The 15,115-nt window shown below is 71.5% G+C and carries 13 protein-coding genes and 2 pseudogenes; 9 read left to right on the top strand and 6 right to left on the bottom strand.

Features of this window, described 5'->3' with window-relative positions:
• Positions 1–86 precede the first annotated feature (86 nt).
• Positions 87–557, top strand: coding sequence for a hypothetical protein (locus OG344_RS26555; protein WP_327045994.1), 471 nt, complete (start codon positions 87–89; stop codon positions 555–557).
• Here OG344_RS26555 and OG344_RS26550 read toward each other — a convergent pair.
• Positions 487–978, bottom strand: a pseudogene (locus OG344_RS26550) (ATP-binding cassette domain-containing protein); the annotation flags it as partial. The gene OG344_RS26555 and the pseudogene OG344_RS26550 overlap by 71 nt on opposite strands.
• 72 nt (positions 979–1,050) lie before the next feature.
• On the opposite strand from OG344_RS26550, the gene OG344_RS26545 reads away from it, so the two are divergent.
• Both OG344_RS26545 and OG344_RS26540 read left to right on the top strand, forming a co-directional pair.
• Positions 1,051–1,965, top strand: coding sequence for an IS982 family transposase (locus tag OG344_RS26545; RefSeq protein WP_405085423.1), 915 nt, complete (start codon positions 1,051–1,053; stop codon positions 1,963–1,965).
• Positions 1,966–2,117: 152 nt separating this feature from the next.
• The gene (locus OG344_RS26540; RefSeq protein WP_405085422.1) at positions 2,118–3,272 is read left to right on the top strand and encodes an RNA-guided endonuclease InsQ/TnpB family protein; all 1,155 of its coding nucleotides are present in this window, start codon (positions 2,118–2,120) and stop codon (positions 3,270–3,272) included.
• 56 nt (positions 3,273–3,328) lie between these two features.
• Here the strand turns inward: OG344_RS26540 and OG344_RS26535 are convergent.
• The 4 genes and pseudogenes from OG344_RS26535 to OG344_RS26520 all read right to left on the bottom strand — a co-directional run.
• Positions 3,329–3,640, bottom strand: a pseudogene (locus tag OG344_RS26535) (ATP-binding cassette domain-containing protein); the annotation flags it as partial.
• A gap of 21 nt (positions 3,641–3,661) precedes the next feature.
• Entirely contained in the window at positions 3,662–4,450 is a 789-nt protein-coding gene (locus tag OG344_RS26530; protein WP_405085421.1) for an ABC transporter permease, read from the bottom strand.
• Between the two features lie 6 nt (positions 4,451–4,456).
• The gene (locus tag OG344_RS26525) at positions 4,457–5,059 is read right to left on the bottom strand and encodes an ABC transporter permease (RefSeq protein ID WP_405085420.1); all 603 of its coding nucleotides are present in this window, start codon (positions 5,057–5,059) and stop codon (positions 4,457–4,459) included.
• A complete protein-coding gene (locus OG344_RS26520; protein WP_405085419.1) occupies positions 5,056–5,250 on the bottom strand; it encodes a hypothetical protein in 195 nt (64 codons plus the stop codon). Before OG344_RS26520 ends, OG344_RS26525 begins: the two co-directional genes overlap by 4 nt.
• Positions 5,251–5,491: 241 nt before the next feature.
• On the opposite strand from OG344_RS26520, the gene OG344_RS26515 reads away from it, so the two are divergent.
• From OG344_RS26515 to OG344_RS26490, 6 genes are all read left to right on the top strand, one after another.
• Positions 5,492–6,463 carry an alpha/beta hydrolase gene (locus OG344_RS26515; RefSeq protein ID WP_405085418.1) on the top strand — a complete coding sequence of 324 codons (972 nt, stop codon included), beginning with the start codon at positions 5,492–5,494 and terminating at the stop codon, positions 6,461–6,463.
• A gap of 173 nt (positions 6,464–6,636) precedes the next feature.
• Positions 6,637–7,275, top strand: coding sequence for a TetR/AcrR family transcriptional regulator (locus OG344_RS26510; RefSeq protein ID WP_405085417.1), 639 nt, complete (start codon positions 6,637–6,639; stop codon positions 7,273–7,275).
• 214 nt (positions 7,276–7,489) lie between these two features.
• The gene (locus OG344_RS26505) at positions 7,490–8,209 is read left to right on the top strand and encodes an ABC transporter ATP-binding protein (RefSeq protein WP_405085416.1); all 720 of its coding nucleotides are present in this window, start codon (positions 7,490–7,492) and stop codon (positions 8,207–8,209) included.
• Positions 8,210–10,747, top strand: coding sequence for an ABC transporter permease (locus OG344_RS26500; protein ID WP_405085415.1), 2,538 nt, complete (start codon positions 8,210–8,212; stop codon positions 10,745–10,747).
• A 235-nt stretch (positions 10,748–10,982) separates the two neighbouring features.
• Complete coding sequence (locus OG344_RS26495; protein ID WP_405085414.1) at positions 10,983–12,644, top strand: protein kinase domain-containing protein; 1,662 nt, start codon at positions 10,983–10,985, stop codon at positions 12,642–12,644.
• 104 nt (positions 12,645–12,748) lie between these two features.
• The gene (locus OG344_RS26490; RefSeq protein WP_327045985.1) at positions 12,749–13,549 is read left to right on the top strand and encodes an ATP-binding cassette domain-containing protein; all 801 of its coding nucleotides are present in this window, start codon (positions 12,749–12,751) and stop codon (positions 13,547–13,549) included.
• 108 nt (positions 13,550–13,657) lie between these two features.
• Here OG344_RS26490 and aceA read toward each other — a convergent pair whose 3' ends face one another.
• Positions 13,658–14,950 carry an isocitrate lyase gene (gene aceA, locus OG344_RS26485; RefSeq protein WP_405085413.1) on the bottom strand — a complete coding sequence of 431 codons (1,293 nt, stop codon included), beginning with the start codon at positions 14,948–14,950 and terminating at the stop codon, positions 13,658–13,660.
• Positions 14,951–15,115 lie beyond the last annotated feature (165 nt).

Genomic DNA, 15,115 nt, shown 5'->3' with positions numbered 1-15,115 from the left:
GGTCGGAGGAAGTGGATCACAAGTGGTGACCTTCACCGGTCTTTGTCGCTAGTGTTGCCGCGGACCTCTCACCCAAGGTGGTGTTCATGCGGCACTTCTTCGGGCTGCTCCTGGGCGTTGTCGTCGCGGCGGCTCTTCTCGTCGGTGGTGGATGGGCGTCCCAGGAGGCGGTGCGGGGGGCCGTGCAGAACGTGGACCCGGTGAAGGACACAAGGATGCTGATCGCCCTGGGCGTGATGGTCGTCGTGGGCCTGCTGCTCGGGCTGGTGCTGGTCACCCGGGTGTCGCCGCTGTCGACGTTCGTCCCGTCGATGGCGCTGCTGGCATGGACCGTGGTCTATCTCCTCGACGTGTCGCGCGCCGCGAGCCTGGTGCCCACCGGGCCCTCGGTGCACGCGGAGTTGCTGCAGGCCAGCCGGGGCGCGCTCACCCTGCTCTCGACCGGCGTGTACGCCCTGCTCGGCATCGCGTTGTTCCTCCCCGTGCTCATGCCGTCCCGCTGGGCCCGTCCCGAACGGGACGACGAGGAGGAGTACGAGGAGACCCTCGGCTACTGAGGTAGAGATCGGCCACCACGTCCTCGATGGACGTCCGGCCCGGGACCAGCGCCCGCAGGCCGTCGAGCGTGCCGTCGAAGGCAAGGCTGCCATGGTCGATCAGCAGCACCCGCCGGCACAGCCGCTCCACGTCGCCGAGGTCGTGCGTGGTCAGCAGCACCGTCGTCCCGTGTTCCGTGTTGCGGCGCCGCAGGAAGTCGCGCACCTCCGCCTTGCTGACGACGTCGAGCCCGATCGTCGGCTCGTCGAGCACCAGCACGGCGGGGTCGTGCAGCAGGGCGGCGGCGATGTCGCCGCGCATCCGCTGGCCGAGGCTCAGCTGACGCACCGGCGTCGTGAGGAAGCCGCCGAGATCCAGCAGGACGCAGAGCTCGTCGAGCCGGTCGCGGAAGACCTTGCGATCTACTTTGTAAAGGAGCCGGTTCGGCTTCACCTAGACGATTGAGTCCAAGGGATCGCCTGCGGAAATAGGGCGAGGGTGTCCAAGATCAATGTGACGAAAGACCTGAACACCCTCGCCACCGCACTCTTTGTGAAGATCGATGACGCGGTGAAGACCTGGCCGGACCTCGCGCCCTGGCGGCCCAAGGTCGGCATCGCACCTACCCTCAGTGACGCCGAACTGGTGACACTCGCGGTGATGTCGGTGCTACTCGGTTACACCTCCGAACGGCGCTGGCTGCGCTACGCCCGGGCCGAACTGGCCGGCATGTTCCCCTACCTGCCCGGCCAGTCCGGCTACAACAAGCGCCTGCGTAAGGCATCCGGCCTGGTCTTGCACATGATCCGGATGCTCGCCGCCGACACCACCTTGTGGAGTGACGATGTATGGGTGGCCGACTCCACCCCGGTGGAGTGTGGCCGGTCCCGCGAGACGGTCAAGCGCAGCGCCCTGGCCGGGTGGGCCGAGTACTGCTACTGCGCCAGTCACTCCCGGTACTTTTGGGGACTGCGGCTGCACCTGTTGTGCACACTCGGCGGTCTGCCGGTCGCCTTCGCGCTCACCGGCGCCAAGGCCGACGAACGTGAGACCCTGATCGGGATGCTGGAGGCCGCCCCGGACCTGCTGGCCGGCCATGCCGGGCAGACGATCATCGCGGACAAGAACTACTACGGCCGCGACTTCGAGCAGGGTCTCACCGACCGTGACCTTCGGTTGCTGCGCCCGGCCCGCAAGGGCGAGCCCGAACGGGCCGGAGCGCGGTTGTTCAAGCCGTTACGACAGACGATCGAGTCGATCAACCAGACCTTCAAGGGCCAGCTTGACCTGGAACGACACGGAGGGCGTACCCTTGCCGGGGTCGTCGCCCGCGTGCTGGCGCGGATACTCGCGCTCACCGCCGCGATCTGGCACAACGACAAGACCAGTCAGCCAATCGAGCGATCCCTGGTCGCGTACGACCACTGACCGTGATCACAGGTCTTGGCATCAACCATCTAGCGAGGAACCCCGGGCGTTTACGCCCGGGAGGAGTCACTTCCCTGACTTGGGTTTTCTGTCCGGACGTCAGGGTTCGGTTCCCATCGAGGTGACATGAACCAAACGGTAGTGTGTTCGATGTGAGGCTGGTGGTGCAGGTGAAACTCCTGCCGACGCCCGAGCAGGCGGCGGCGCTGGAGGCAACCCTGCACGCGGCCAACCGGGCCGCCGATCTGGTATCGCGGATCGCGTTCACCCAGCGCTGCTTCCGCACCTACGATCTGCGCAAGCACACCTACGATCGGATCAAGGCCGAGTTCGGGCTGGCCGCCCAGGCCGCCCAGCACGTGATCAAGAAGGTTGCCGACGCCTACCGCGCGCTGCACGCCAACATCCGCAACGGGAACCTGGGCCCCCAAGGATCGGCATGCCGTGCCCGCGTCACCTCCAAACCGATCACCTTTCGCATCGGCGCGGCCCAGCCATTCGACGACCGGTGCCTGTCGTGGCAGATCGACGCGCGCACGGTGTCGATCTGGACCGTGGCTGGGCGGCTGCGCGGGATCGCCTTCACCGGCTCGGCCGCCCAGGTGGCGATGCTGGCCGCCCACCGCAAAGGCGAATCGGACCTGGTGTGCCGGGACGGCATGTGGTTTCTGATCGCCACCTGCGACGTCCCCGACCGGCCCATCACCGTCCCGGACGCCTTCGTGGGCGTGGACCTGGGGATCGCCACCATCGCCACCACCAGCGACGGCGACCGGCACAGCGGCAAGGGCCTGAACGCCCACCGCCACCGGCAGCGCCGGCTGCGCCGCCGGTTGCAGGCCAAGGCCACCAAGTCCGCCAAACGGCTGGCCAGAAGGCGCCGCCGCAAGGAGGCCCGGTTCGCCGCGAACATCAACCACACCATCGCCAAGCAGATCGTGACCGAGGCAGAACGCACCGGACGCGGCATCGCCCTGGAAGACCTGGGCGGTATCCGCGAACGGGTACGGCTCCGCAAGCCCCAGCGGGTCACGCTGCATTCGTGGAGCTTCCACCAGCTGGGAAGCTTCATCGCCTACAAGGCGGCCCGCGCCGGAGTCGCCGTGATCCATGTGGATCCGGCCTACACCTCCCAGACCTGCTCCTCATGCGGGCACGTGGACAAAAGGAACCGGCCCGACCAGGCCACCTTCGCCTGCACGTCGTGCGGCTTCGCTGAGCACGCCGACGTCAACGCAGCCCGCAACATCGCCGCGCGCGGTGTCGCGGGCTGGGCAGTGAGTCACGCTGCCGACGACGCGGCCTGAACCGTCGAATCCATCGACGGCGAGGAGCCGCAAGCCCGGTCGTTCACGGCCGAGAAGCTGACTTCCAGGCTGTCCCTCAGCGGCAGCAGATCCCACCACAGCGTGGTCCGCTGGCCGAAGACGACCCCGATCCTGCGGGCGAGGGCCGTACGGCGCCGGGCCGGGTCGAGGCCGTCCACCCTGATCCGGCCCGAGGTGGGGGCGAGGATCCCGGTCAGCATCTTGATCGTGGTGGACTTTCCCGCGCCGTTCGGGCCGAGGCAGGCGACGAACTCCCCGGGCGCGACGTGGAAGGACAGGTCCCGTACGGCGTGCACGACCTGGCGGCGTACGCGGAAGACCCGGCCGAGTTCAGCCGCATCGATCATTGGTCCACCTCAATCATCTGGTCAGCTCCCCGTCGATCGGTAGCGGCGGATTCCCGCCCGCCAGGCGAGCGCGGCGACGGTGGCCAGCGCGAGCGCGGCGGCGGGGGACAGCAGGCCCGTCCAGGACGGCAGGCCGAGCGGGTCGGGCCGGTCGAGCACGTACAGCCCGGGCCACCAGTTGACGAACGCCAGCGGCAGCACGTACGTGAGGCCCTTCACGATGCGGGGGTCGTAGACGCTCAGCGGATACTGGTTGAGCATCGCTCCCCCATAGGTGAACGCGTTGGCCACCTCGGGCGCGTCGGTGAGCAGGAACTGCAGCGCGCCGCCGAGGGTGAACATCGACGTGAAGATCATGCTGCCCGAGACGACCATGACGGGCACCATCCAGGCCCTGCCGAGCGGTATGTCCAGCCGGGCCAGGGCGACGCAGAGCACCGCCGCCGCCGTGACGACCCGGCCGATCCGGTGCGGCCCGAAACGGTCGGCGGCCACCTGCGCCCAGGTGGCGGCCGGCCGGACCAGCATCACGTCGAGGGTCCCGGCCCTGATGTGCTGACTGACCCGGTCGACGTTGCCGAACAGCGTGTCGGAGATCGCGAAGGCCAGTTCCGACGTGCCGAACAGGAACATGACCTCGGCCGGTCCGAAGCCGGCCAGGGAGTCGGTGTTCGCGAAGATCACCCAGATCACGGCGATGTCGAGGCCGCCGATCACGAAGGCGCCCGCCGTCATGAGCGCGAACGAGACGCGATACTGCGCGGCGGCGCGGGTCCAGGCCCAGGCGAGCAGCGCGTACGTCCTGATCACCGGCGCTCACCCACCCTGGATCACGACCTTCCTGCGGGCGGCCCGCGTCAGCAGCGCCCCCAGCGCCAGCAGGACCGCCGCCCACAGTGCCTGGAAGGCCAGGGCATGCGCCGGCTCGGCCGTGCCGAGGTAGATGTCGGAGGGCGCCTGCACCATCGCCGCCCACGGCAGGGCGCGGGCGAGCGAGCCGAACCATCCGGGAAAGATCGTCAGGGGCAGCATGAGCCCACTGAAGAACGTCGTGAGAACCAGCGAGAGCGTGGCGAGACCACGGTCGTCCATGACCCAGCAGGACGCCAGCGCGACCAGGTAGCGCCACCCGAAACTCACCACCACGCCGAGCGTCACGCTCGCCAGGAACGCGGCCGGGGCGCGCGGGGTGACGATGCCGAACAGCGCCGCGCCCGCGAGAGCGGGCGGGATGCTCCGGGCGAGGAAGAGGAACGCCGCCCGGCCCAGGTCCTCCGACAGGCACCACAGTTGCAGGGGCGCCGGGCGGACCAGGTCGAGCGCGACGTCGCCGCTGCGGATCCGCTGCGGCAGGTCGAGCCCGACGCCGAACAACTGCATCGGGCCGATGCACGCCTGGGTGAGAAAGCAGAAGGTCACGGCGTCCGCGAGGGTGTACCCCCGAGGCCCGGCCGGGCCTGCCACAGCGCGATCAGCACGTACGCGCGCAGCACCCCGAAGACGCTGTTGGTGAACGCCCCGGCCAGGGCCGCCGCCCAGTAGGCGGCGTGCCTGCGGAAGCCGTACCAGGCCAGCCGGGGATAGAGGGGAAGCGCCGCGCCGCTCGTCAAACTCGCCTCCACGCCGCGCCGTTTGCCGAAATTTTACCGGGAGCCCGCGATCCCGGTGGACTGGCGGCCTGAGCGGGGGGCAGCGGAGCCTTTTCGGTTCTCTCCATGGGTAACCCATGACCTGCGGGTGTTACCGTGTCGTAACATCGTCGTAAGGAGGATGAAACTTACCAAGCGGTAGAACTGGTTGCCTAACTGGGAACATCCCTTTTGGGAGGCTTGCATGGCACATGAGCTTAATGTGGATGTTCGTCCGGAATATCCGGTCAGTTGGCAGGCGGCCGCGATCAACGGCGTCCTCCGCGGCACCATGAAACCGATCTCGACCCTGCTGGTGCGCAACACCCCGGGGATGGCCGTTGCCAGCAGGCTGATGTGCCTCGGTGAGCGGGTTCCCGGCATCCTGCCCGGCCATGTGTCCGTCGTCCCGGACGGCTTCGGCTCGTGCACCGGAGAGTGGGTGCGCGGCGGGCCGTGCCTGGACGAGCGGAAGGTGGTGCTCTACTTCCACGGCGGAGCCTACTTCGTCTGCTCCCCGGCCACCCACCGGCCGATCACCTGGCGGCTGTCGGCCGCCGCGGGCAGCCCGGTCTTCTCCCTCGACTACCGCCAGGGGCCCGTCCACTCCCTCGCCGAGTCGCTGGCCGACGCGATCGAGGCGTACGAGTCCCTGCTGGACCTCGGGTACGCCGCCGAGGACATCCTGCTGGCCGGAGACTCCGCCGGGGGCCACCTCACCCTGGCCACCCTGCTGGCCCTGCGCGACCGGGACATGCCGCTGCCCGCCGCCGGTGTATGCCTCTCCCCCTGGACCGACCTCAGCGAGAGCCGCCGTCGCGTCAACGTATGGTCCGACCCCATGCTCCCCGCGAGCCGCGTCGACTGGCTGGCCCGCCGCTGGACCGACGGCCTCGACTGCCGCGACCCCCTCGTGTCCCCCGTTTACGGCGACTACACCGGCATCCCCCCGCTGATGATCGTCACGGGCTCCACCGAGGTCCTGCGCGACGAGGCCCGCCGCGTCGCCCTCAGCGCCCGGGAGAACGGCGTGCAGGTGACCTACGAGGAGTGGACCCGCATGCCGCACATCTTCCCCCTCCTCGCCGACGTCCTCCCCGAAGGCCGCCTGTTCTTCGAGCACGTCTCCCGCTTCCTCGGCGCTGTCCGCGACCACCACGCCACCACCACCACCACCACTGCCGCCGCCGCCTGACTTCACGCCCCCGCCGTCCAATCGTCTCGTACGCCGTACGGGCAGGGCTGTACACTGTCGATCTCTATTTGTCGCGATGTTCGCCCGCGGGGCGCGGTTCCGCGTGCCCGGCTCCTTCACGGGTTCTCCAGGGGCCCGGCGTCGCCGGCGCGGGCGGCGAGGAAGGGGCTGTGATGCCGCATCGGGGCCTGACGGAGCGCGGCATCGCCGAGCGGGCGCTCGCGCTCGTCGACGGCGAGGGAGTGGACGCGTTCAGCATGCGCAAGCTCGCCGCCGCCTGCGGCTCCTCGGCGATGGCGCTCTATCACCACTACTCCGACAAGGACGCCGTGCTGGAGGCCGTCGTCCAGCTGCTCCTCGCGGAGGTCGAGGCGCCCGGTGAGGCCGTGTCCTGGAAGGACGCGCTGCGGGTCATCATGCGCTCGGTCCGGCGGGTCGGCCTGGCGCACCCGAACGCCGCCCCGTTGATCGCCCGATTCCCCCCGCGCACGCCCGACGCGCTGGCCTTCGTCGAGGCGGGTTTCCGCGCGTGCCTGCGCAGCGGCTTCACCCCGGAGATGACGGCCCGGTCCTACCGGGCGCTGGCCGCCTACTCCCTTGGCACCTTCGACATCGAGCTCGGTGGCTACTTCGGGGCGCCGCGGGACGCCGGGAAGCCGGAGGCTCTCGCCGTGCTCTCCTTCGATCGTCACCTGCCCAACGTGTCGGAGATCTCCCCGCTGCTGCTCGAACAGGACGCCGAGGCCGAGTTCGAGTTCGGCCTGGAGTTGATTCTCGTGGCCCTGGCGGCGGCGAAAACGGCCGCCGGATGACGATCGCGTGGTGTCCTTGTCGCCACCGCCGTCCTCTTCCGCCGGAACTGTCCGGTTCTGCTCGGCGGGGGTATCGACGCGTCGGGGTACGGGCCACTAGCATGTATACGCCGTAAGGTTTTTTCTTAACGGCGTATACATCGGCAGGTGCGGATCGTCACCCGCTCGGAATCTGGAGTGCCTCTTGTCTCCCCCCACCTCAACCCTTCTCGGTGTGGCTGCCCGCGCGGTGGACGCGGCGAAGCTCTACGGGCACGGCGACTCCGCCGTACGCGCCCTCGACGGCGTGTCCGTCGACTTCACCCGCGGCGCCTTCACGGCGATCATGGGCCCCTCCGGCTCGGGCAAGTCGACCCTGCTGCACTGCCTCGCCGGCCTGGACACGGTCACCTCCGGTGAGATCCACATCGGCGACACCCCGATCTCCGGGATGTCCGACAACGACCTGACGCTGCTGCGGCGCGACCGGCTCGGGTTCGTGTTCCAGACCTACAACCTCGTCCCCACGCTGACCGCCGCGGAGAACATCGAGCTGCCGGCGCGCCTCGCGGGCCGGCGTGCCGACCCGGAGTGGTTCGCGACGGTGGTCGCCGCCGTGGGGCTCGCGGACCGCCTCCGGCACACGCCCGCGGAGCTGTCCGGAGGGCAGCAGCAGCGGGTGGCCGCGGCCAGGGCGCTGATCACCCGGCCGGAGATCCTCTTCGCCGACGAGCCCACCGGCGCGCTGGACTCGCGGTCCGGCGCGGAGTTGCTGACCTTCCTGCGGCGCGCGGTCGACGAGTTCGGCCAGACGATCGTCATGGTGACCCACGACCCGCTGGCCGCCGCCCGGGCGGACCGGGTGGTGTTCCTGGCCGACGGGCGCATCGTGGACGACATGATCGACCCTGGCACGGACGGAATCCTCGACGCGATGAAGAAGCTGGGTGGCTAGATGCTGCTCGTCGCACTCAAGGGACTGGCCGCCCGCAAGCTGCGGCTGGTGCTGACCGCGGTCTCCATCGCCCTCGGTGTCTCGTTCGTCACCGGGACCCTCGTGCTCGGCGACACGATGACCGTCACCTTCGACAAGCTGTACGCCGACCTGGGGCAGGGCACCGACGTCACCGTCCGGGCCCGGCCGGCCTTCACCGACACCACCACGCTGGGCTCCCACCGTCCCATGCCCATGGCCCTGGTGGACCGGGTCCGCGAGGTGCCCGGCGTCGCGGCGGCCGAGGGCGGCCTGAACGGCTACGCCCTCATGCTGGACAAGTCCGGCGCGCCGATCCAGCCGGGCGGCGCCCCGACGCTCGGCGTGAGCTACACGGCCGACCGGGAACTCGCCGGCAACGTCACGTTGCGGGCCGGGCGCGCGCCGTCCGGGCCGGGAGAGATGGCCCTCGACGCCGCCACCGCCCGCAAGCACGGCTACGGACCGGGCGACCGCGTCCGGGTCATGTTCGAGTCCGGCAAACCGTCCGACTTCACCGTGGCGGGCGTCCTCGGCTTCGGCGACGCCGACAACCTGGCCGGGGCCACCCTCGCCGCGTTCGACCTGCCGACCGCGCAGCGGGTGCTCGGCCGTCCCGGCCAGGTGGACGAGATCGTGGTGCGGGCCGACGGGATCGGCCCGGACGAACTGCGGACCCGCGTGGCCGCCGTACTGCCGGCCGATCTGGAGGCGGTGACCACCGCGACCGTGGCCGCCGAGGCCAGCCGGGCCGTGCGCGACGGGCTCGGCTTCTTCACCACGGCGTTCCTCGGCTTCGCGGCCGTCTCCCTGCTCGTCGGCGGGTTCCTCATCTGGAACACGTTCTCGATCCTGGTGGCGCAGCGCGGCCGGGAGCACGCCCTGCTGCGCGCCATCGGCGCCCGGCGGCGGCAGCTGCTCGGCTCCGTGCTGACCGAGGCGGGCGTGATCGGCCTGCTGGCGTCCGCGCTCGGCCTCGGCCTGGGCCTGCTCGTCGCGGGCGGGCTGCGCGGACTGCTCGCCGCGGTCGGCATCGAGGTGCCGACCACGACGATGCAGCTCCAGGGACGCACGGTCGTCGCCGCGCTGGCGGTCGGCCTCGGCGTGACACTGGCCGCGGCGCTGGTGCCCGCGTGGAAGGCCACGCGCATCCCGCCGATCGCGGCGCTGCGGGAGTCGGCGGCACCGGCCCGCACGCTGCCGAGAGTCAGGATCGTGGCCGGCGGGGTTCTCCTCGCGGCCGGACTGCCCGCGCTCGCCTGGGCGATCGCCGGTCCGTCCCGCGGCGGCGCGGCGGTGCTCGGCTCGCTCGCCACCTTCGCCGGGCTCGTCCTGCTCGCTCCCGCGCTGGTCCGTCCTCTCGTCGCGGTGCTCGGGGCGCCGGTCGCGCGGCTCGGCGTCGCGGGAGCCCTGGCCCGGCAGAACGCCGGGCGGGCGCCGCGCCGCACCGCCTCGACCGCGACCGCGCTCGCCGTCGGGCTCGCCCTGGTGGTGGCGATGACGGTGGTCGCCACCTCGATGAAGGCGTCCGTCGCCGACGTCATGGAACGTACCAACAGGGCCGACCTGATCCTGAAGGCGAGCAGCCAGATGGCGGCCGGTATCCCGGAGGGTGCGGCGGGAGAGCTGCGCGGCCTGCCCGAGGCGGGGGTCGTCTCGCCGATGCGGTTCGGCCGGATCCAGGTGGCGGGGCAGACCACCTCGGTCGCGGCGGTGGACCCCCGTACGGTGGAGCGGGTCGCCGACATCGGCGTCACGTCCGGTTCGCTGCCGGACCTCGCCGACGGCGAGGTCATGGTGGCGGCAGACGAGGCGAAGGCGCACGGCTGGCGGCTCGGCGACCGGGTGACGGTGCGGTTCCCGCAGACCGGCGACCACGCGCTGCGGCTCGCCGGCACCTACACCGACACGACCCTCCTCGGCGCCGGCTACCTGATCACGACCGCCGCCTACGAGGCGAACTTCAGCGAGCGGCTCGACGTCGCGATCCTCGTCTCCGCGGCCGAGGGAACCTCGGTGGAGGCGCTGAAGCGGTCCGTGCGCGAGGCGCTGGCCGACTACCCGAACGTCGCGGTGCAGGACACCGCCGAGTTCAACGCCACCCAGAGCGCCACCGTCGACCAGTTGCTCGGCCTGGTCAACGTGCTGCTCGGCCTGGCCGTGCTCATCGCGCTGCTCGGCGTGGTGAACACGCTGGCGCTTTCGGTGCTGGAACGCACCCGGGAGCTGGGCCTGCTGCGCGCGGTCGGGATGACCCGGAGGCAGGTGCGCGCCTGCATCCGCTGGGAGGCGGTGCTGGTCGCCGCGATCGGGTCGGTGCTGGGAGCGGCGCTCGGGCTCGCCCTCGGGACGGCCGCGGCCAGGGCCCTGGCCGGTGAGGGGATCACAGTGCTCCAGGTGCCGGTGGCGCAGCCGCTGGTCTACGCCGTGGGGGCCGCGGCCGCCGGCGTGCTCGCCGCGATCACCCCGGCAAGGAAGGCGGCGAAGGTGGACGTGCTGCGGGCCGTCGTGGCGGACTGACGGCCCGGCGTCGCCGGATCCGTCCCACGCCCGGGCCGGGAACCCCTCTGGTTCCCGGTCCTGGCCACGCCTTTTGTGGCGAATGAGACGCGTGTGACCTGCGCTTTTGCCTGCGCCTTACTCCAGGGTGCCATTGGGCTTACCTCTCATGCCGCTTGTGGTCAGTTGACCGCGTGGCGCGTTCCAAACGGCCAGAGTTGCTGTGCGGCACTTCCGCGAGAGAGGGAGCTTCCGTATGGCACTTGGCGGAACGGGCCCCCAGCACGGGATGCCTCCCGGGGTGCGCCCGCTGACCGTGGGCGATCCGGTGATCATCGGGGGCTACCTGCTCCTCGGCCGGCTCGGCGCCGGCGGCATGGGCGTGGTCTACCTCGCGGAACATCCGGGCGGCGGATACGTCGCGCTGAAGACGCCGCACCCGGTCCACCTGTCGGACCCGACGCTGCTGGCCCGCTTCGCCGAGGAGGCCGGGTTCTCCCGGAGGGTGGCGCCGTTCTGCACCGCCGCCTTCGTCGAGGACGGCTTCGACGGCGAGCGCCCCTACATCGTCACCGAGTACGTCCCCGGCCCCGCGCTCTCCCAGGTCGTCACGGCGTACGGCCCGCTCACCCCCGACCTCGCGTACGGCGTGGCCCTCGGCGCGGCCGCCGCGCTGGCGGCGACCCACGAAGCGGGGCTGGTGCACCGGGACCTCAAGCCCGGCAACGTGCTGCTGTCCCCGCGCGGGCCGTTCGTCATCGACTTCGGCATCGCCCGCGACCTCGACGTGGCGATGTCGCACACGCAGGCCGGACAGATCATGGGCAGCCCGGGGTGGGTGGCGCCGGAACGGCTGCGGGGGCGTCCCGCGATCCCCGCCTCGGACGTCTTCTCGTGGGGGTGCCTGGTCGCGTTCGCGGCGACCGGGCTGCATCCGTTCGGCGCGGGCGACCCCGAGACGCTGACCCGCCGCATCCTGGTGGAGGAGCCGCGGATCTCGCCGGTGCCGAGGCCGCTGCGCGACGACGTGGCGGCGGCGCTGCGGCGTGATCCCGCCGAACGCCCGGACGCCGCCCGGCTGCTGGCCTCCCTGCTCGCGGCGGGCGGCGTCCACACGACCGAGGACCCGCGGCGGGCGGTCGCGGCGGTGCTGGAGGAGATCTGGCAGCCCGTGGCCTACCCGGCAGTCACTCGCGGAAGCGCCGCCGGACGCACCCAGGACGGCTGGCCGGACGGCGGGCCGGAGGGGCACGGCGAGCACCCGCCGCCGGGCAGGGCGGCGCGACGGCGGGCGGCCCGATCAGGCGCACGGTCGAGGGCCCGATCGAAGGCACAGGCGGGGGCGGGAGCGCAGGCGTCCCACGCGGGGTTCGCGGCGCTCGCGACCGTCACGATCGCTGCGGTGACGGTGGTCGCGGCGGGCACCGGCGCGGCCCGTATGGACCGCACGGCGGATCCGCCCGCGCGGCCCGTGGTGATCCCCGGGGACGGCGCCACGCCGCCGCCGGACGTGCTCGGCACCTCCCGGCCGCCGGTGCGGCCCGTCAGCGCCCGTCAGCCGAGGGCGACGGTGACGGCCACGCGCACGATGCCGCCGCCCGCGCCGGCGATCCCGGACGAGCAACGGGCCACGGCGGTGCCCTCGCCGCCGCCGGACGGCGGGAGCCTGCGTCCCCCGCCGGAGGGGCACTGCGCGCCGGGGCGGCGTGGAGACTGCGATTCGGGGCAGTCCTCTCCGCCGGCGCAGCCCAGCTCTCCGCCGCCGTCGCCGGAGATCACCACCGAGCCGCAGCTGGGTGACGGAGAGTCGCCGCAGCCGAGTCCGGACCCGCAGTCGGGGAGCCAGCCACAGGTAGGTCAGCCAGAGGCCGGTCAGCCGCCGGGGGTGGTCGCCACCCCCGCGCCGTCCTTCCCCTGAGGTCGTCCATCCTGAGGCGTCCACCCCCTGAGATCGTCCAGAGGCCGTCCACTTCCTGGGACGGAGTCGTGAGCACGCGCGTCCATGCCCCATCCTTTGGGGTCATGGACGCAGCTCTCGAACTCGACGACGTGACCGTCCGCGTGGTCGGCCGCACCCTGGTGGCCGGGGCCGGCTGGCGGGTGGAGCACGGCCAGCACTGGGTGATCCTCGGGCCCAACGGCGCGGGGAAGACCACGATGCTCTCGGTGGCCGCGGCCGTACGGCACCCCACCTCCGGGACGGCGACCGTCCTCGGGCGGCGGCTCGGCCGCACCGACCTGCGGGAGCTGCGGCGGAGCATCGGCCTCGTCGCGGCCAGCCAGCGGCTGGTGGACGAGACGCTGCTGGAGGAGGAGGGCGCCACGGCGCTCACCGTCGTCCTCACCGGGCACACGGGGACGAGCGCGCCCCTGTGGGACCGGTACGGTGACGAGGAGCGCGAGCGGGCCCACCGCCTGCTCGCCGACCTCGGCTGCAAGGACCTCGCCGACCGCAGGTTCCAGGTGTGCTCCCAGGGGGAGCGGGCCCGCGTGCGGGTCGCCCGGGCGCTGATGGCCGACCCCGCGATCCTGCTGCTGGACGAGCCCTTCGCGGGCCTCGACCTGCCGGCCAGGGAGGACCTGATCGAGGCCCTGGAGGACCTGGCGCGTGCCCGTGCGGGCCTCACCACGGTGATGGTCACCCACCACCTGGAGGAGGTGCCCGCCACCACCACCCACGCGCTGCTGATGCGGGACGCCCGGATCCTGGCCGCCGGCCCGGTCGGAGAGGTGCTCACCGAGGCCCATCTGTCCGAGTGCTTCGGGCGGAGGCTGCGCATCGACTCCCTGGACGGCCGCTGGTACGCCCGCGCGCCGCGCTGAGCCGGGCGCGGCTCGGCCGTGGGGGCGGGCCCGCCGCGGCTCCGCCGGCTCCTCCCCGTACGGAGGTGAGCCGCGGAGTTCACGGCGGGCCCCGGTGCCCCGCTGGGTTCAGCGGGTCGCGGCGAACTGCGCCTCCTCCGTGGAGCCCTTCAGGGCCGTGGTGGAGGAGTCCGGCGCGATGGCCGTGCTGACCAGGTCGAAGTAGCCGGTGCCGACCTCCCGCTGGTGGCGGGTGGCGGTGTAGCCGCGGCGCTCGGCGGCGAACTCCGCCTCCTGCAGCCCCACGTAAGCCGTCATGCCCTCGTCGGCGTAGCCGCGGGCGAGGTCGAACATCGAGTAGTTCAGCGAGTGGAAGCCGGCCAGGGTGATGAACTGGAACTTGTATCCCATGTGCCCCAGTTCGCGCTGGAACTTGGCGATCGTCGCGTCGTCCAGGTGCGCCCGCCAGTTGAACGACGGCGAGCAGTTGTAGGCCAGCATCTGGTCGGGGTGCTCCCGCTTGATCGCCTCGGCGAACTCGCGCGCCACGTCGAGGTCCGGGGTGGAGGTCTCCATCCACAGCAGGTCGGCGTACGGCGCGTAGGCGAGGCCGCGGGCGACGCAGGCGTCGACCCCGTTGCGGACCCGGTAGTAGCCCTCGGCCGTGCGGTCCCCGGTCGTGAAGGCATGGTCGCGGGGGTCCACGTCGCTGGTCAGGAGCGTCGCGGCCTGTGCGTCGGTCCGCGCGATGACCAGGGTGGGGACGCCCGCCACGTCGGCCGCCAGGCGGGCCGCGTTGAGGGTCTTGACGTGCTGGCCGGTCGGGACGAGCACCTTCCCGCCGAGGTGGCCGCACTTCTTCTCGGAGGCGAGCTGGTCCTCCCAGTGCACCCCCGCGGCGCCCGCCTCGATCATGGCCTTCATCAGCTCGAACGCGTTGAGCACGCCGCCGAACCCGGCCTCGGCGTCGGCCACGATGGGCGCGAGCCAGTGCGGCGCGTTCTCCTCGCCCTCCGCCCAGGAGATCTGGTCGGCCCGCAGCAGCGCGTTGTTGATCCGGCGGACCACGGCGGGGACCGAGTTGGCCGGGTAGAGGCTCTGGTCGGGGTAGGTGTGACCGCTCAGGTTGGCGTCGGCCGCCACCTGCCAGCCCGACAGGTAGACGGCCTTGAGCCCCGCCTTCACCTGCTGGACCGCCTGGTTGCCGGTCAGGGCGCCGAGCGCGTGGACGTGGTCCTCGCTGTGGAGCAGGCTCCACAGGCGCTCCGCGCCGAGCCGGGCCAGCGTGTGCTCCTCCCGCACCGACCCGCGCAGACGGACGACGTCCTCGGCGGAGTAGGTCCGCCGGACGTCCCGCCACCGCGGGTCGGTGTCCCATTCGTGCTGTAGCCGCTGGGCGGCTGCGGTGAGCCGATCAAACATCCCGTTCACTCCCTTGTTGCGTACTTCGTCGTCACCTGGGGCTTGCTTCCGAGTTTGTGTCGACATCAAGACACCAGGCAAGGCGGCTTGCAGGGAAAGGATGAGAATTTTTCTCCTAGTAGTGAAACCGTCGGGTATTCACTGGTGAAGAAGCGTCAACTTTTC

Origin of the sequence: Microbispora sp. NBC_01389 (assembly GCF_045040095.1) — a bacterium.
Taxonomy (GTDB): Bacteria; Actinomycetota; Actinomycetes; order Streptosporangiales; family Streptosporangiaceae; genus Microbispora.
The sequence above is the reverse complement of the archived record's forward strand: the minus strand, read 5'-3'. Positions and strand labels throughout refer to the sequence as shown.